Below are 17,536 nucleotides of genomic sequence, written 5' to 3'. Positions count from 1 at the left end.
GCTACGCGCAGTCGGGCCGGCCGCGTTACTTCGCGGCCGCCAGCTCCTCGACGTGCGAGACCAGCCCGCGACGGTTGCCTTCTGCATCGATCTCGCCCTTGACCACAGTGGTCACGCCGTTCTCGTCGTAGAAGCGCTTGTTCGAGTGCGTCTCGGGCGCATCGTCGACCGTGTCCTTGAGGAAGCGGTCCGGTAGCGAGAGCTTGATGACGGTGCGCCACGACTCCGCGTATTGCTTCCACATCGGCCCGGTGTTGTAGGGCAGGTCGTACTTCGCGCAGATCTCGACGAGGCGCGAGTTGATGTAGTTGTAGCGGTTCGACGGCAGGTCGGGGTACAGGTGGTGCTCGATCTGCCGGCCCAGGTGACCGGTGATGAAGTGCAGCGCGTCGCTGCCCTCGAAGTTGGCGGTGCCCAGCATCTGGCGCAGGTACCACTCGGGGAGCGTCTCGTTGTCGATGTCCTCGATGGTGAACTTCTCGGCATCGTCCGGGAAGTGACCGCAGAAGATGGTCATGTGGTCCCAGACGTCGCGCACGGTGTTCGCGACGTAGTTAGCCGAGGCGGCCTTCTTGTAGCCCCGGGCGCCGGTGAACGGCACGGCCATCGCGGGGAAGAGGACGTAGTCCTTCGCAGTCTGCTTGGTGATCTTGGTGAGGACCACCTTGAGCCGGCTGCGGAACTCCTCCCAGTCGTAGTTCGCATACTGCTCGCCGCCGTTGAGCGCCGCCTTCATGGCGTTCATCAGCTCGAGGTGCTGCACGGCCTTGCCGTATTGGAAGCCGATCATCAGGGTGAAGTTGTAGATCGGGTTGAAGAGCATGTACGGCTCCCACGGCTGATCACGCGTGACGCGCAAGATGCCGTAGCCGATGTCGTCGTCCATGTCGGTGACGTTGGTGTACTTGTGGTGCATGTAGTTGTGGGTATGCCGCCAGAACTTGCCGTCCGAGGCGCTGTCCCACTCCCAGTTGGCGGAGTGGATCTCCGGATCGTTCATCCAGTCCCACTGGCCGTGCATGATGTTGTGGCCGAGCTCGTTGTTCTCGATGACCTTGGCGTACGACAGGCACGCGGCGGAGGCGGCCCAGGCGGCCTTGCCCTTCCAGCCCTTCATGCCGGCGCCCAGGCCGAAGACGCGGCCCGCGGTCTCCGCGATGCGCTGACTCTTGATCACGCGGCGGATGTACTTGGCGTCCTCCTCGCCGCGGCTCTCCTCGATCTCGCGACGCAGCGCATCCAGCTCAGCACCGAGGGCCTCGATGTCGGCGTCGGTCAGGTGCGCGTACTCCGCGATGTCAGTGATAGCCACGAGGCGATCCCCAATCGGTCGGACCGCATGCAGCGGCCTAGAACAGAACGATTCCACTGTAGCAGCGGATTGGGACAAAGTCACCGATCTTGTTCCAGGAGTGACGAAGACCGCAGAGAACGCACGATGCCCGACGGTGCGGCGCACCGTCGGGCATCGAAAGAGCGAGGTCAGGGGTGGCGACGGCCCCGTCGGGCGTGGACGGCGGCGCGGGCGGCCTTGAGCCCGAACCGACGGCCGGTGCGCTCGTCGATGCGTGGCTCGGCGAACTCGGTGCCGGCGAACATCGCCTCAGAGGCGGTCTCCGGGGCGTCGTCGGCGGTGTCGCGGAGATACTTGTCGGGCAGCGAGAGCTTGGCGATGGTCCGCCACGTCTTGTAGTACTGCACGTGCAGCGGGCCGATCGTGTACGGCAGGTCGTACTTCTCGCACAGCGCGCGGACGCGGACACCGATCTCGGACAGCCGGTTCGACGGCAGGTCGGGGAACAGGTGGTGCTCGATCTGGTAGCTCAGGTTGCCGGAGAGGAAGTCGATGACGGGGCCGCCGGAGAGATTGGCGCTGCCCAGCATCTGGCGCAGGTACCACTCGGCCTGGGTCTCGTTGTCGACGTCCTGCTTGGTGAACTTCTCGGCACCGTCGGGGAAGTGCCCGCAGAAGATGACCGCGTTGGTCCACACGTTCCGGATCACGTTGGCGGTGATGGTGGCGGTGAGCGCCTTGCGCCAGCCGCGCGCGCCGCCGAAGGGCACGCCGACCAGCGGAGCCGCGACGTAGTCCTTGAGCACCTGCCGGCCGATCTTGCGCCCCACATCCGAGGCGTCGGCCTTGAAGCCCTCGCGGTCGAACCAGGACTTCTTCCACTTGGTGGCCGCGCGCCCCAGCTCGAGATGCTGGATGGCCACGCCGTACTCGAAGAGCAGCATGAGGATCGTGTTGTAGACCAGATTCCCCGAGTTGAACGGGGTCCACGGCTGGTCCCGGGTCACGCGGAGGGTCTTGTAGCCCACGTCGTCGTCCATGTCGAGGACGTTGGTGTACTTGTGATGCACGTAGTTGTGGGTGTGCTTCCACAGGCGCGACGTGCCGGCGTTGTCCCACTCCCATGTCGTGGAGTGCACCTCGGGATCGTTCATCCAATCCCACTGCCCGTGCATGATGTTGTGCCCGAGCTCCATGTTCTCGATGATCTTCGCCAGGCCCAGTGAGACCGCCGACCCCCACCAGAAGCCGCGTTTGTGCGCGCCGAGCAGCATGAGCCGACCGGCCACCTCGAGCCCGCGCTGTGCGGCGATGGTGCGCTGCAGGTACTGCACGTCGGTCTCGCCGCGAACCGCCTCGATGTCGCGCCGGATCGCGTCCAGCTCTGCGCCGAGCGTCTCGACGTCGGCCTCCGTGAGGTGTGCGTACTCGGGGATGTCGGTGATCGCCATGCGGCCGCCCTTCGTGGTCGGTCTCGAATCTCTAACCTACGCAACCGTAAGTTACGGCCTCGTAGGTGTCAATCGGAGTCGGCCCGAAGGGTGGAACGCCCTGTTCAGACGTCGAGGGTGCAGTCCCCGACCGCACGGAAATGCAATGGGGGACGGCTCCGGACTAGACGTCGAGAGTGCAGTCCCCTACCGCGACAGAGATACAGGTCTGAATGCGCTCCCCCTCGGTGTGCAGATCGCCGCTGCGCAGGTCGCGGACCTGGCCGTCGGCGAGCTGCACCACGCAGGTCTGGCAGATGCCCATGCGGCAGCCGAAGGGCATCTGCACGCCGGCGGCCTCGCCCGCCTCGAGGAGGGTGGTGGCACCGTCGACGTCGGTCGTCTTGCCGGCCTTGAGGAAGGTCACCTCGCCGCCGCTCGCGGAGACGTCCGCGCGCTCGACGGTGAACCGCTCCTGGTGCAGGCGCGACTCGATGCCGCGGTCCTTCCAGGCCTTCTCCATGTCGCCCAAGAAGACGCCCGGGCCGCAGATCCAGGTCTGCCGCTCCTGCCAGTCCGGCGCGGCCTCGGTGAGGTTCGCGGGCGTCAGGCGGCCGGCGTCGCGCGTGTAGCGCAGCTGCACCGTGACGTTGTCGTGGTTCTCGTCGAAGGCCTCGAGCTCGTCGCGGAACAGCGCGGAATCGGCGTTCGGCGCGGAGTGCACGGCCACGATGTCGGTGGACGCGGGGATGCCGCGCCGCTCCAGCGTGCGGAGCATCGCCATGACGGGCGTGATGCCGCTGCCCGCGGTGAGGAAGAGAACCTTGGGCGGCAGGGGGTTCGGGAGCGTGAAGTCGCCCGACGGTGCCTGCAGGCGCACGATGGTGCCCTCCTGCACTCCCGTGACGAGGTGGTTCGAGAGGAAGCCCTCGTTCATCGCCTTGACGGTGATCGACACCTCGCGGGGCGCACGGCCGTGGCCCATGTCCGGCACGGACGTGAGCGAGTAGGAGCGCCAGGTCCACTTGCCGCCGACGAGGACGCCGATGCCCACGTACTGGCCGGCCTCGTACTTGGTGTTGAAGCCCCAGCCGGTCTCGATGGTGAGCGTGACCGACTCGTCGGTCTCCTGCTCGACCTTCACGATCTTGCCGCGCAGCTCGCGCGCCGACCACAGGGGGTTGATCAGATGGAGGTAATCGTCCGGCAGCAACGGCGTGGTGAGCCGTGCGACCGCGCCGCGCACCAGGTTGGTGCGGGGATGCTCGGCGGAGACGTTCTTGGCCGGGGCCTCGAGCCAATCACGGAAAGCGCGGAAGGAGTTGCTCATGGGGTGAGCCTACGGTGCCGTAGCTTGTTGGGACAATTTCTGTGAGGTTGTCCTATCCGGGTGCGGCGCAGCTACCGCTTCGCGGGGCCCGCGGCGACGAAGTTCCAGTAGCCGCGCGGACCGTCGGAGATCGTGAGCCGGTCACCCGTGACCCGGACCGTGCGCGCGCCGTCGAAGGCCCGGCGGAACTGCTCGCCCGCGTCGGGGACGTCACACATCCTCAGGGTGGAGAAGAGGCCACTGAAGGTGGCGTGGTCACCCTTGACGTCTGCGTTCATGCCGAAGACGTTGCAGCCGTCGTTGCCGCCGCCCCGCTTGCCGTCGATGCTGACATGCGCGGGCGATCCGGTGTACTTCACCGGCGCGGTGCGCGCGAAGCCGCTCGACTCGAGCGCCCACCGCGTGCCGGCGAGGGGCACCGGCGCTGCTGACGCCACCGGCGCGGACGCAACGAAGCCCGCCCCCGCGAGGAGGACCGCCGCCAATCGGGTACCGCGCGCCGTCATGCCCCTACCGTAACCCCGCCCGCGACCCGGATCAGAGCAGTTCGAGCAGGAAGGGCAGTTCCTGCGTGGCGTACCAGGCCAGATCGTGGTCCTCCGCATCGCCGACGGCGAGCTCCGCGTCCTCGTCGCCGAGGTCCGCGGCGTCGACCACCTGCGCGGCGCGGGTCACGGCCGCCTCCGCCTCGGAGACATCGACGTGCACGGCGAGAACATTCTTCAGCCGGATGGGCTCGGTCACCTTGAGGACGGCGTCGTCGAGGTCAGGACGCTCCTTCGCGGCCGCGACGTCAGCCGTGATCACCACGCGCCGAACGGGATCCGGTGCGACACCGTCGGCACCGTCATGCTTCGGGGCCTCGTCGTCGACGGCGAGGAGCCGCAGCGAGGCGCGGGCCGCCTGGCGCATGGCGGCCTCGGCGAGCTCCTCGTCATCGCCCGAGGTGTACGCCTCGCGCAGCGCAGGCGTCACCCCGAAGACGGTGCCGCCCAACGGGAACAGCTCCCCGTCGCGCTGCAGGACCTGTAGCCCCGCCAGCGTGCTGGGCACGTACACGCGGACCGTCATCTACTCCCCCTTCGCGGACGCGGCGAGCTCGTCCAAGGCCTCGTACAGGAACTCCGTCATCGAGATCACATCCCACATGCCGTCGCGATCGGCGTTGAGCCCGATGTATACCGTGCCGTTGTACGACGTGATGCCGATGGACACGACCTGGTTGGCGATGAGCGGCGGCACCGGATACACCTCCTGCACCTCGATGCCGGCCAGGTACACCGGCGCCTGCGGGCCGGGGGCGTTGGTGACCAGGGTGTTGAACGAGCGAGGCGAGACGCTCATCGCGGTACGCGCGCCCAGCGCGTGCAGCGTCGGCGGGGTGAAGCCACCGCTGGCGGCCAGGGCCCGCGCCGCGACCTGCCGATTCCGATCCACCTGAGCGGCGGCGCCGTGCGCGATCTGGCGCAACCGGACCACCTCGTTGCTCTCGGCCACGGGTAGTCGCACGATGTACGCGCGCACCTGCTCTCCGACGCCGAGGCCCACGTCGTCGACGGCGATCGGCTCGAGCACCCGTACCTCCGTGCCGGCGCTGATCGGCTCGCCGCGCGAGACCAGCCAGGTGCGCAGGCCGCCCGCGATCACCGACAGCAGCAGGTCGTTGACGGTGCAGCCGTAGGCCGCCCGCAGCCGGCGGAACTCGTCGAGATCCATGCGGGCGACGGCGAACCGGCGGCTCCGCGAGATCGGCACGTTGAGCGAACGCACCGGGGTGACCGCGGTGCGGGCCCGCACCAGGCTCGAAGCGCGCTCGATGACGTTGGCGGCGTCCTCCTGCAGGCCGGTGATCGACTCGGCGACCTCGCCGACCAGGCCCTGGATCATGGACGCGGTCCGCGCGGGGCGCGAGAGCATGTCGATGACGGCACCCATCACGAGCTCACCGTCGCTGGGCTCGTGCTGCCCCATCCACAGGTCCTCGGGCGGCTCCGGCGTGTGCGGGGTGTCGGTGAGCAACAGCTGCATCAGGTCGACGTTGGCGCGGCCGTCGACGAGCGCGAGGTGGGTCTTGGTGAACACCGCCAGCCGATCGTCGGCCAGACCCTCGATGAGGTAGACCTCCCACAGCGGCCGCTCGCGATCCAGTGGCCGCGAGTTGAGGCGCGCGACCAGGTCGTGCAGCTGGTCGTCGCTGCCCGGCTGAGGCAGTGCGGAGATCCGCACGTGGTACGTGATGTCGAAATCGCGGTCCTCGACCCAGACGGGGCGGGCGATGCCGAGCGGTACCGCTCGGACCTTCTGCCGGTACCGGGGCACCTCCGCGAGGCGCTCCTCGATGGTGTCGAGCAGGCGCTCGTACTCCAGCCCCTCGTCAGGCCGGCCCACGATGACGAGCGACCCGACGTGCGTGGGAGTGGTGGAATCCTCCAACGCATAGAACTCCGCGTCGGACTGGCCGAGCCTGCCCTTCACTGCACCTCCCCGGGACCGATCGTCGGCGTCAGCATACGGGATCGATCGAACGGAGCCGGTTGGAGTTCGCGGGATCCGAACCGCTTCCTGATGCGTCTAATCAGTATGGGGGCGATCATTCTCGCGACCGACGGGGCACGGTCCCGCGCGCCGCACACACCGGAACCGGGCTTCGTCGTGCTGCGCGCACCGAACGCCGAACCCCCAGCCCGGCCGCTCGTGCGCGTCCGGGCCCCTCGAGCCGCTCCTCCGCTGCCGGCACCGTCGGAATCCGACCCGCCCGAGCCGATCATCCTGCCCGGACCGGTGGCGGCGGTGCATCCCGACGCGCACCGCTTCGTGCTCTCGACACTGCGGCCCGTCTTCGAGGTGCTGGACCGTCGGCGCCCGGCGAAGCACCTCACGACGATCGCTTCGGGCACCGTGGTCGACGTGCTGCGGGCCCTCGCGGAAACGGGGCCGGCCGCCACGGTCTCCGGGTGGGGCGACGTGCACGTGGGCACTCCGCGAGCGCTGTCGCAGCGCGCCCGCCGTCCGCGCGGCCCCGAGGTGGGTTCCGAGATCTTCCTGACCTACACCCGCGGGGAGCGGGTGCTCGCCGCGGCGGGCCGGGTCGAGGCCGCGGCCGGACGGTGGCGGTGGGTCGCGTTCACCACGGCGGCGTGATGCGGGTTACCCCTGTGTTTGTGCAAATCACGAGCACCCGGCGCGGCCGAGCGGTACACAAGGGACATGTCGCTGAGTTCGCTGCGTGCCGCGTTCCGTTACCGGGTGGCCCGCCACCTTCTGATTGGCCCCGCGTTGTGGGCCTGGGGACGCCCCGCCTACACAGGGCTGGGGAACATTCCTCGCACCGGTCCGGTGATCCTGGCCGCCAACCACCTCGCGATCTCGGACTCCTTCTACGTGGTGCAGAGCGCGCGGCGGCCCGTCAGCTTCCTCGCGAAGGCGGACTACTTCACCCAGCCCGGGCTCAGAGGCCGGTTCAAGAAGATCTTCTTCTCCGGCATGGGGCAGATACCCGTGGACCGGCGCGGCGGCTCGGTCTCGGCGCCCGCGCTCGAGGCGGCGACGAAGATCGTCGAGGACGGCGGCGCCTGGGGCATCCACCCCGAGGGCACCCGCTCCCCCGACGGTCGGCTGTACAAGGGCAAGACCGGTGCGGTGCGCGTTGCGCTCGCCACCGGCACCCCGCTCATCCCGATCGCGCTGGGCCGCACCGACAACCGGACCCGAAAGAACTTCTGGAAGAGCCGCGTCACCGTCGACGTGCTGCCGCCGCTGGACCTGGGCGACGCGAGCCTCGACGATCAGGACTCGATCCGCCGCGCCACCGACCGCCTGATGGACGTCATCGGCGAGCACACCGGCCAGCCTCGCGTGCCCGAGTACGCCAAGAAAGGCGGCAAGTAGCCGTATGGCCCCGCCGCGGCAAGCGTCCTGATTCACGCACTTCTGCGCAGACGCGTGGCCCGGGAAGTGCCGAGCACGGACGTCGGGCGCCGGAGGACCCGGTGAAGGGCCCTCCCGGCGCCGCTCCGCGGGGTATTACCGGCGGTGCTTGCCCCGCGCGGCGGCGGCCTTCTGGGCGGCCTTGTCGGCCTCGCGCTTGGCGGCGCGACGCTCCGACCGGGAGCCCTGCGGCTCGTCGGCGTTCTGCGAGATCTCGGTGAGCTCGCCCTGCTCGGAAGGGCCGGAGAGGGTGATCTTCTCCGGGTCCACATCGGCGACGGGGCTGCTCACCTGCGCGGCGGCGTCCGCGTCGGCGGCCCCGGGCGTGCCCTCCTCGGGCTCCTGCACCTGGACCTTGAACAGGGTCGCGACCGACTCCTCCTTGAGGCCCTCGAGCATGCCGTTGAACATGTCGTAGCCCTCGCGCTGGTACTCGACCACGGGATCGCGCTGAGCGATCTGGCGCAGGCCGATGCCCTCCTTGAGGTAGTCCATCTCGTAGAGGTGCTCGCGCCACTTCTGGTCCAGGACCGACAGCAGCACGGACCGCTCGACCTGGCGCATCGTGCCCTCGCCCGCAGCCTTCTCGATCGACTCCTGGTGCTTGTCGTACGCCGCATGGATGTCCTTGAGCAGGACGTCCTTGAGTTCGCCGCTCGTGATCTCGTCGCGGTCGCCGTTCTCGTCCTCGCCGACGACCTGCTTCCAGTCGAGGTCGATCGGGTACAGCGTCCGCATGGCCGTCCACAGTTCGTCGAGGTCCCAGTCCTCCACGTAGCCGGTGGACGTGGCGGCGCCGACGTACGCGGAGACAACGTCGTCGGTCATGTGGTTGACCTGGTCGAAGAGGTCCTCGCCGCGGAGGATCTTGCGACGCTCGTCGTAGATGACCTTGCGCTGCTCGTTCTGCACGTCGTCGTACTTGAGCACGTTCTTGCGGATCTCGAAGTTCTGCTGCTCGACCTGCGTCTGCGCGCTGCGGATGGCGCGGGAAACGAACTTGTTGTCGATCGGCACGTCATCGGGCAGGTTGACACGGTTCATCCACGCCTCGATCTGCGCGCCGTTGAAGCGCCGCATCAGCTCGTCGCCGAGCGAGAGGTAGAAGCGGGACTCGCCCGGATCGCCCTGGCGGCCGGAGCGACCGCGCAGCTGGTTGTCGATACGCCGCGACTCGTGCCGCTCGGTGCCGAGCACGTAGAGGCCGCCGGCCTCGCGCACGTCGTCGCCGGCCTCCTTCGACTCCTTCTTGACCTGTTCGATGGTCTCGTCCCACGCCGCCTCGTACTCCTCGGGCGTGGTCACGGGGTCGAGGCCGCGCTCGCGCAGCGCGAGGTCGGCGAGGATGTCGGGGTTGCCGCCGAGCACGACGTCGGTGCCGCGGCCGGCCATGTTGGTGGCGACGGTGACGGCGCCCGGCGTGCCCGCCTTGGCGATGATCGCCGCCTCCTGCTCATGGAACTTCGCGTTGAGCACCGTGTGCGGGATCTTCTTGCGCTCGAGCTGGCGCGAGAGGTACTCGGACCGCTCGACCGAGGTGGTGCCGATGAGGACCGGCTGGCCGGCCTCGTGGCGCTCCTCGATGTCCTCGACGATGGCGGCGAACTTCGCCTCCTCCGTCTTGTAGATCAGGTCCGTCTGATCCTTGCGGATCATCGGCCGGTTCGTCGGGATCGGGATGACGCCCAGCTTGTAGATCTGATGCAGCTCGGCGGCCTCGGTCTCGGCCGTACCGGTCATGCCGGAGAGCTTGTCGTAGAGACGGAAGTAGTTCTGCAGCGTGATCGTGGCCAGGGTCTGGTTCTCGGCCTGGATCTCGACGTTCTCCTTCGCCTCGAGGGCCTGGTGCATGCCCTCGTTGAAGCGGCGACCCGCGAGCACACGTCCGGTGAACTCGTCGACGATGAGGACCTCGCCCGAGCGGACGATGTAGTCCTTGTCGCGCTCGTAGAGCTCCTTGGCCTTGATCGCGTTGTTCAGGTAGCTGACCAGCAGCGAGTTGGTCGCGTCGTACAGGTTCTCGATGCCCAGCTGGTCCTCGACGAGCTCGACGCCGGCCTCGTTGACACCGATGGTCTTCTTGCGGATGTCCACCTCGTAGTGGACGTCCTTCTCCATCAGCGGGACGATGCGCGCGAACTCGGTGTACCACTTCGAGGAGGCGTCGGCGGGGCCGGAGATGATGAGCGGCGTGCGGGCCTCGTCGATGAGGATCGAGTCCACCTCATCGACGATGGCGTAATTGTGCCCGCGCTGCACCAGCTCCTCTTCGCTGTGCGCCATGTTGTCGCGCAGGTAGTCGAAGCCGAACTCGTTGTTGGTGCCGTAGGTGATGTCGGCGCTGTAGGCCGTGCGGCGGCGGTCCGGGTCCTGCCCGGAGAGGATGCAGTCCACCTCGAGCCCGAGGAAGCGGTGCACGCGGCCCATCCAGTCCGCGTCGCGCTTGGCGAGGTAGTCGTTGGTGGTGACCAGGTGCACGCCCTTGCCGGTGAGCGCGTTGGCGTAGGCCGCCATCACCGAGGTCAGGGTCTTGCCCTCACCGGTCTTCATCTCGGCGATGTCGCCCTCGTGCAGGGCGCCCGCGCCCATGATCTGCACGTGGTACGGCTTCTGCCCGAGCACGCGCCACGCGGCCTCACGAGCGGTGGCGAAGGCCTCGGGGAGGATCTCGTCGAGGGACTCGCCCTTCTCCAGGCGCTTCTTGAAGAGCTCGGTCTTGGCCTGGAGCTTCTCGTCGGAGAGCGCCTCGTACTCGTCGTTCAGGCTCTCCACGTAGGAGGCCAGGCCGTCGAGCCGCTTGACCATCCGGCCTTCGCCGAACCGCAGCACCTTGGAGAGAACCACTGAGCAACCTCAATCCGTTAACGAGTCAAGTGAGCGCGCGCACACACGAATCCCGGCCGCGTCGTCCGCGACCGGGATCCATGGTAGGCGAAACGTCAGGTCAGGCGGAGAAGGCCGTAGTCGAACGCCTTCCGGCGGTACACGACGGAGGGCTTCTCGGCCTCCTTGTCGAAGAACAAGAAGAAGTCGTGGCCGACCAGTTCCATCTGCGAGAGGGCGTCGTCCACCGTCATCGGCGTGCCGGGATGGTCCTTGATACGGACGATCTGGCCGGGCAGGTGATCCTCGACGAGGGCGGCGTACGGATCGTCGTCCGCCTCGCTCGCGGACGGCGCGTCGGGCAGGGCCGACGGTGCCGTCGCCTCCGCCACGGAGACCGGGGTGCGGTTCCCGTAATGCACCTTCTTGCGGTCCGATGCCTTCCGCAGGCGGCTCTGTAGACGGGAGAGGGCCGTCTCGAAGGCGGCGTAGAAGTTCTCCGACGCCGCCTCTGCGCGGGCGACGCCGCCCTTGCCGCGGACCGTCAGCTCCAGCCGCTGGCAGGACTTGGACTGGCGCGGATTGGGTTCGTGGAAGAGGTTGACCTCGAACAGCGTGATGGTGGATCGGAACTTCTCGAGGCGCGCCAGCTTGTCACCCAGGTAGACGCGGAAGTGCTCGGGCACCTCCACGTTGCGGCCGTCGATGGCCACGGGGGCATTGGGCGTGAGGTAGTCCTTGTCGCGCTCGTCAGTCACATGGCTGGGTTCGCGGAAGGGGTCGACCTCGACGTTGGGGGTCGCGTGAGCGCGATTCGTGTCGCGCGGGGACAGAAGGGTCATGTGGAACCTTTCATGCAGGCCCGAATCCCTTGCGCTCGTACGGATCACCAGTCCGTCACTTCGGTCAGCGCGCGTGGGAGCAGGCTCAGATTCGAACGGCGGGCGGACTGCCCGACGCCTGGGAAGGTGTGCCATCACCTCCTCTTTCTCGAACCGGGAAAGGTACCCCCGAAGATAGCCCCGGTTCCCGGATCGCGCCAGGATTTGGTCACCGCGAGTTCACGGACGAGTCACGCCGCGGCGAGGGTGAGCGCGGCGGCGACTGGCACGCCCCGTCGGGCCAGTGCAGCGACGGACTCGGCCAGGGTGGCCCCCGTGGTCACCACGTCGTCCACCAACACGACGGTGCCGGCCGCGGGCAGTGACCGCACCCGCACAGCGCCGCGCACATTGGCGGCGCGGGCCGCCGCGCCGAGCCCGACGGACTCCGCGGCGCCCACCGTCCGCAGAACCGGCGAGACCGTCACCGCGCACACGGGGGACGCGGTGCGCGCGCCGGCGCGGCACACCGCGGTCACCACGTCGCCGCCGCGACGTCGAGCGGCCCACGTAGTGGTAGGGGCGGGTACGAGGACCGGATCGGCACCCAACTCGCCCCAGGCCCGAAGGCGCAGCAGCGCATGCGCGAGGGCGCGGCCCAGCGGGACGGCAAGATCGCCCCGCCCGCGCTCCTTGAGCTGAAGGACGGCGCGGCGCCGCGCACCGTCGTACCGGCCCAGCGTCCAGACGGGCACCCCCGGATCGACGGTGGTGTGGATCAGCGCCGGAACGTCGTGCAGAGCCGCCTCACAGCGGGCGCACCAGCGCACGCGGGGGAAGCCGCAGCCGCCGCAGGTGCGAGGCACAGCGAGTTCCACCAGGTCGTCGACGCCGCCGACCACCCCGCGGACGACGTCCCGCACCATGCGCACGGCTCCCCCGTTCCAGGTGCGCGCTACCCGGGCAGCACCGGGTTCGCCCGGCCCCCCGCCAGACGATCCACCTGACTCCAGTATTGCTCGTCGGCGTCCGGGCCGATGCCGATCTCCCACACCCCTGACGAGTCCGTCGCGTACACCGCGGACGTCGACACCGCGACGTTGTAGACGGGCGGTGAGAGGTTGCGGCTCGGCAGCGCCGAGACATCACCGAAGTCGTAGCGGACCGACAGCACCGGCGAGTCGGACGTATTGCGGCCGATGAAGATGGTGTCGCCAGTCTGCCAGTCCACCGACGAAGCGACCAGTTCCCGGTCCGTGGCGACCGACATGAGGTTGGCGAGCTTGGTCTGCCCGTTCGGCTGCGTCTGCACCACGCCGACCAACACCCGCCCGCCCACGACGAGCGCTGCCCGCACACCGTCGCGCGAGAGTCGCAGCTCCGTGATCGGGCCCGGCGCGGCCGCCGCGACCTCGCTCGCGTCGATATCCGTGGTCGAGACCTCGCCCGTGGTCTGATCCTGCCGGACCCGGACCACGCGCGTCCCGTCGAGCACCGTCCACACGCCGGCGTCGTCGGGCGTCCACGAGGGCCTGGTCATCGAACCGGCGGTGAGCACCTGGGTGGGCACGCCACCGTAGGGCGCCAGCGCGAGCGCGGTCCCCGGGCCGCCCCGGCCGCCCGCATCGAGCACCGCGGCCACCTGCCGCCCCGAACCCGAGAGCCCGACGGACCGGATCGACGTCGATGCCCCGAGGGGCCCCGCGACGGCGGTGACCTGCCCCCCGGTTCCCTGGCCGCCGGTGATCTTGACGAACCTGCCATCGAGCACCCCGTGGAGGCCGACCGCGAGGTCCGAGGAGGCGTTCGGGCTGATAGACGCGACGTCGTTGGGGTTCCAGCCGGACTGGTGCTTGTCGTCGAGCGGCGAGCCATCGATGGTGATCACGTACGGGCCCTGCACGTCGGCGCCGGCGAGGCTCCACACGATCTGTCCGGCGACCAGCCGCGCCACGTCGGGCTCGACGCGCGGCAGGCCGGTCAGGTCCACCCGCACGCCCGCGAAGCCGACGCCCGGGTCGCGTTGATTGCCCTGCGCGTCGGTCACGGGGCCGCGGACGGCGGCGTTGGGGCCGAACGGATTGAAGACCGCGCCCTTGAGGGTGTCGCGCGGGCCACGGACCAACAGCAGCAGGTCCGAGGCGAGCTTGGAGCGCGGTCCGGCGAGCCACCGCGCATCCGGCACCAGGGTGCGTCCCGTCGGATCCGGGAAGTACAGCAGGTAGCGACGGTAGACGAGGCGGAACTGCTCCGTGTCGATCACCAGCATCGGGGTGTCGCCCACCGAACTGATCCCCTGCAGACGCCACTGCCCGTCGACCTGGACCAGCTGGACGTTCTGCGTGATCGACTGCGACGCGGGCTCGAAGGTGCCGTCCGTGCCGAGGAAGCCCGTCGCCTGCGCGCGGATCGTCGCCTTCATGAAGTTCGCGCTGCGCTCGGTCGGCAGCACGTCGATGTCCTTGACCACGACGGCCCGCTGCGGCACGTCCCAGTTCGCGTTCGGCATCAGGAACTTGCGGGAGGCGGCGTAGTTCCCGTCGGCTACCGCGTTCGCCTTGAGGAAGTCGCGGACGATGACCTCGGGCTGCGAGTCGCGGCGCGGCGCGAGCCCCCGGTCGGGCGCCGAAGTCTCGCCGCCCAGTTCGCCGATGACGCGCGGGTTCGTCGACTCGGGGATGTTGGCGCAGCCGGAGAGCGCGACCAGCGCGGCGAGGAGGACCACGAGGGCCCTGCCGGCGGACGTACGCAGTGCCCTAGGCATCGTCGGCACCCCCGTCCGTGCCGCGGCGCGTCATCGACTTCAGGGGCAGGGGGCTGACGGTGACGCGGCCCCCGCGCGTGCGGGGCAGGGTGAGCCGGAAGCAGGAGCCGCTGCCGGGCTCGCCCCAGGCTTCGAGCCGGCCGCTGTGCAGTCGCGCGTCCTCGATGGAGATCGCCAGGCCCAGGCCGGTGCCGCCGGAGCGCCGTACTCGCGACGGGTCGGAGCGCCAGAAGCGGTTGAAGACCAGCTTCTCCTCGCCGGGCCGCAGGCCCACGCCGTAGTCGCGGACGGTGACCGCCACGGCGTCGTCGTCGGCACGCATGGTGAGGATCACGGGCTTGCCCTCGCTGTGGTCGATGGCGTTGGCGAGGAGGTTGCGCAGCACCCGCTCGACCCGCCGGGTGTCGGCCTCGACGATGACCGGGTCGTCCGGCATGTCGAGGATCAGCTCTGTCTCGGACTGCTCGGCGAGGTGCCGGACGGTGGCCATCGCGGAGGCGATCGGCACCTCGATGTCGATCTGCTCGGAGTGCAGTTCGGCGACGCCGGCGTCGTGCCGGGAGATCTCCAGCAGCTCCGCGAGCAGCGTCTCGAAACGATCCAGTTCCTTCTGCATGAGCTCGGTCGTGCGGCGCAGGCCGGGGTCGAGCTCGTCCACGGAGTCGGCGATCATGTCGGCCGCCATCCGCACCGTGGTCAGCGGGGTACGCAGCTCGTGCGAGACGTCGGAGGTGAACTGCCGCTGGAGGTTGCCGAACTCCTCCAGTTGCCCGATCTGTTTGGACAGCGATTCGGCCATGTCGTTGAAGCTCATCGCCAGGCGCGCGATGTCGTCCTCGCCGCGCACGGGCATCCGTTCCTTGAGCCGGCCCTCGGCGAAACGCACCGCGATCCTCGCCGCCGACCGCACCGGCAGCACCACCTGCCGCGCGACGAGCAGGCTCACCGCCGCCAGCAGGATGAGCAGCACCGCGCCGCCCGTGTACAGCGTGCCCTGCATCAGGTTGAGGGTGTTCTCCTCCTGCGTGAGCGGGAACACCAGATACAGCTCCAGCCCCGCGATCGTCGACTGCACGGGGGTGCCGATCACCAGGACCTTCCCGTACCGGCCCGTACTGTCGGTGACCGTCGCGTGCTGGAAGGCGGTCTGCCCGCCGCGGACGAAGGTCTGCAACGACGGCGGGACCTCGCTCTCGCTGCCGATCACGATCGGCGGGCGGCCCGCGCCGTGCGGGACGATCAGCACCGGGTCGTAGTTACCGGATCGCGCGGCCGTCGGGCCCACGTCGAGGCCCTGGCTCACCAGGCTCCCGCGGACGCCGCGCAGCACCGCCTCCACGCCCTCGGTGCGGGTCTCCGCGCGGCTGAGCGAGAGCTCGACGCTCTGCTTGACCCGGGCGGTCTCCTCCTTACCGGCGGCCAGCTTCGCATCGATCAGCTGGTTCGCGATCTGCGAGGTGAGTACGAAGCCCAGGAGCAACAGCACTGTGAGGCTGAGCACCAGGGTCTGCGTGACGACCCGCAGCTGCAGGGAGCGGCGCCACATCCGGCCCGCGTACGACAGGCCCATGCCGGTGAGCCGCGCACCGTCGCGCAGGGCGATCGTGGGGTCGGCCAGGAACGTGCGCACCGCGCCGCGCACCCAGTCCACCTGCCGGGCCGCCCCGGCCCGGTCGTTCACGATTCGATCGGCCCGCTCACGCCGGACCCGCCTTGTAACCGACGCCGCGCAGCGTGAGCACGATCTCGGGGTTCTCCGGATCCTTCTCGATCTTGGCGCGCAGGCGCTGGATGTGGACGTTCACCAGTCGGGTGTCCGCCGGGTGCCGGTAGCCCCACACCTGCTCGAGCAGGACGTCGCGGGTGAACACCTGCCGCGGCTTGCGCGCCATGGTCACCAGCAGGTCGAACTCGGTGGGCGTGAGCGAAACCACTGCCCCGTCGCGAGTCACCTTGTGCGCGGGGACATCGATGATGACGTTGCCGATCGACAACAGCTCACTGGGTTCGTCGTCGGTACGACGCAGCCGGGCCCGCACACGCGCGACCAGCTCCTTCGGCTTGAAGGGCTTGATCACGTAGTCGTCGGCGCCCGACTCGAGGCCCAGCACCACGTCGACCGTGTCCGCTTTCGCCGTGAGCATCACGATCGGCACCGACGAATCGGCACGCAGCACGCGGCACACGTCGATGCCGTTCATGCCGGGGAGCATCAGGTCGAGCAGCACCAGGTCGGGGCGGAACTCACGGGCCGCGCTCAGCGCCTGCGTGCCGTCGCCCACCACCGTCGAGTCGAAGCCCTCGTTGCGCAGGACGATGGTGAGCATCTCCGCCAGGGCGGGATCGTCGTCGATCACCAGGATCCGGGGTTTCATGCTGTCCATATTGTCACTGCTGTCGGCGTTCCTGCTCTTACGACACCTTACGATCCTCTCCATGGGACGACTCGTCGCGATCGAAGGCCTCGACGGGGCCGGCAAGAACACGCTCACCCGGGCTGTCACCGCGCGGCTGCAGGCGTCGGGCCGGACGGTGACCGCGCTCGCCTTCCCCCGCTACGGCACGCAGTTCGCGGACCTCGCCGCCGAGGCGCTGCGCGGCGGCAACGGCGACCTCGCCGAGTCCGTGTACGGCATGGGCCTGCTGTTCGCGTTCGACCGACAGGCCGCGGCGCCGGACATCCGGACAGCCCTCGCCGCGCACGACGTGGTGCTCCTGGACCGGTACGCCGCCTCCTCCGCCGCGTACAGCGCGGCGCGGCTGGGCGAGGGCGCCGACGGTGCCGTGGCCGGCTGGGTGCGCGAGCTCGAGTTCGAGCGGTTCGGGTTGCCGGTGCCGGATCTGCAGGTGTACCTCGACGTGCCGGTGACCGTCGCGGCCGAGCGCGCGCGGTCGCGCGCGGCGAGCGACGCGGCGCGCGAGCGCGACGCCTACGAGCGGGACGGCGACCTGCAGTCCCGCACCGGCGCGGTTTACGCCGGGCTGGCCGCGGCGGGCTGGGTATCGCCGTGGCGCGTGCACGGCGTGGACGACGCCCCGGAGCTGCTGGCCGACGCGATCGCGGCGCTTTCCTGAAGATCAGGCCTGTTATTCACTGAAGTCCCACCCGCAACGGTGCTGTGGCGCAGTAACGTGCGCCACGAAACT

15 protein-coding genes are annotated in these 17,536 nt (G+C 69.2%); 3 read left to right on the top strand and 12 right to left on the bottom strand.

Annotation, left to right across the window (positions count from 1 at the left end; translation table 11 throughout):
* Window positions 1-25: 25 nt before the first annotated feature.
* The 6 genes from HNP44_RS16770 to HNP44_RS16745 form a co-directional block, all read right to left on the bottom strand.
* Window positions 26-1,312: a fatty acid desaturase family protein gene (locus HNP44_RS16770; protein ID WP_259142350.1), complete on the bottom strand. Its 1,287-nt coding sequence runs from the start codon at window positions 1,310-1,312 to the stop codon at window positions 26-28.
* Window positions 1,313-1,482: 170 nt separating this feature from the next.
* Window positions 1,483-2,745, bottom strand: coding sequence for a fatty acid desaturase family protein (locus HNP44_RS16765; RefSeq protein WP_259142348.1), 1,263 nt, complete (start codon window positions 2,743-2,745; stop codon window positions 1,483-1,485).
* Between the two features lie 163 nt (window positions 2,746-2,908).
* A complete protein-coding gene (locus tag HNP44_RS16760) occupies window positions 2,909-4,054 on the bottom strand; it encodes a ferredoxin reductase (protein WP_259142346.1) in 1,146 nt (381 codons plus the stop codon).
* Between the two features lie 71 nt (window positions 4,055-4,125).
* Entirely contained in the window at window positions 4,126-4,560 is a 435-nt protein-coding gene (locus tag HNP44_RS16755) for an META domain-containing protein (protein WP_259142344.1), read from the bottom strand.
* Between the two features lie 31 nt (window positions 4,561-4,591).
* Complete coding sequence (locus tag HNP44_RS16750) at window positions 4,592-5,125, bottom strand: DUF6912 family protein (protein ID WP_259142341.1); 534 nt, start codon at window positions 5,123-5,125, stop codon at window positions 4,592-4,594.
* Window positions 5,126-6,529: a WS/DGAT/MGAT family O-acyltransferase gene (locus tag HNP44_RS16745; RefSeq protein ID WP_259142338.1), complete on the bottom strand. Its 1,404-nt coding sequence runs from the start codon at window positions 6,527-6,529 to the stop codon at window positions 5,126-5,128.
* A 105-nt stretch (window positions 6,530-6,634) separates the two neighbouring features.
* Between HNP44_RS16745 and HNP44_RS16740 the strand changes: the two genes are divergently transcribed.
* Both HNP44_RS16740 and HNP44_RS16735 read left to right on the top strand, forming a co-directional pair.
* On the top strand, window positions 6,635-7,195 hold the full coding sequence (locus HNP44_RS16740) for an Rv3235 family protein (protein ID WP_259142335.1): 561 nt from the start codon (window positions 6,635-6,637) through the stop codon (window positions 7,193-7,195).
* Between the two features lie 66 nt (window positions 7,196-7,261).
* On the top strand, window positions 7,262-7,942 hold the full coding sequence (locus tag HNP44_RS16735) for a lysophospholipid acyltransferase family protein (RefSeq protein ID WP_259142332.1): 681 nt from the start codon (window positions 7,262-7,264) through the stop codon (window positions 7,940-7,942).
* 135 nt (window positions 7,943-8,077) lie between these two features.
* Here the strand turns inward: HNP44_RS16735 and secA are convergent, their stop codons facing one another.
* From secA to mtrA, 6 genes are all read right to left on the bottom strand, one after another.
* The gene (secA, locus tag HNP44_RS16730) at window positions 8,078-10,825 is read right to left on the bottom strand and encodes a preprotein translocase subunit SecA (protein ID WP_259142331.1); all 2,748 of its coding nucleotides are present in this window, start codon (window positions 10,823-10,825) and stop codon (window positions 8,078-8,080) included.
* 95 nt (window positions 10,826-10,920) lie between these two features.
* On the bottom strand, window positions 10,921-11,646 hold the full coding sequence (gene hpf, locus HNP44_RS16725; protein ID WP_259142330.1) for a ribosome hibernation-promoting factor, HPF/YfiA family: 726 nt from the start codon (window positions 11,644-11,646) through the stop codon (window positions 10,921-10,923).
* Window positions 11,647-11,876: 230 nt separating this feature from the next.
* Complete coding sequence (locus HNP44_RS16720) at window positions 11,877-12,551, bottom strand: ComF family protein (RefSeq protein ID WP_259142942.1); 675 nt, start codon at window positions 12,549-12,551, stop codon at window positions 11,877-11,879.
* Window positions 12,552-12,580: 29 nt separating this feature from the next.
* Window positions 12,581-14,389 carry an MtrAB system accessory lipoprotein LpqB gene (lpqB, locus tag HNP44_RS16715; protein WP_259256915.1) on the bottom strand — a complete coding sequence of 603 codons (1,809 nt, stop codon included), beginning with the start codon at window positions 14,387-14,389 and terminating at the stop codon, window positions 12,581-12,583.
* On the bottom strand, window positions 14,382-15,992 hold the full coding sequence (mtrB, locus tag HNP44_RS16710) for an MtrAB system histidine kinase MtrB (protein ID WP_259142940.1): 1,611 nt from the start codon (window positions 15,990-15,992) through the stop codon (window positions 14,382-14,384). The genes lpqB and mtrB overlap by 8 nt, the downstream gene beginning before the upstream one ends.
* A 94-nt stretch (window positions 15,993-16,086) precedes the next feature.
* Window positions 16,087-16,773, bottom strand: coding sequence for an MtrAB system response regulator MtrA (gene mtrA / locus HNP44_RS16705; protein ID WP_224649371.1), 687 nt, complete (start codon window positions 16,771-16,773; stop codon window positions 16,087-16,089).
* 52 nt (window positions 16,774-16,825) lie between these two features.
* On the opposite strand from mtrA, the gene HNP44_RS16700 reads away from it, so the two are divergent.
* Window positions 16,826-17,464 (top strand): dTMP kinase, encoded by a 639-nt coding sequence (locus tag HNP44_RS16700; RefSeq protein ID WP_259142328.1) that lies wholly within the window; start codon window positions 16,826-16,828, stop codon window positions 17,462-17,464.
* The last annotated feature ends 72 nt before the right edge of the window (window positions 17,465-17,536 follow it).

Origin of the sequence: Tsukamurella ocularis (genome assembly GCF_024807615.1) — a bacterium.
Taxonomy (GTDB): Bacteria; Actinomycetota; Actinomycetes; order Mycobacteriales; family Mycobacteriaceae; genus Tsukamurella; species Tsukamurella ocularis.
This window is presented reverse-complemented; position numbering and strand designations above follow the sequence as displayed.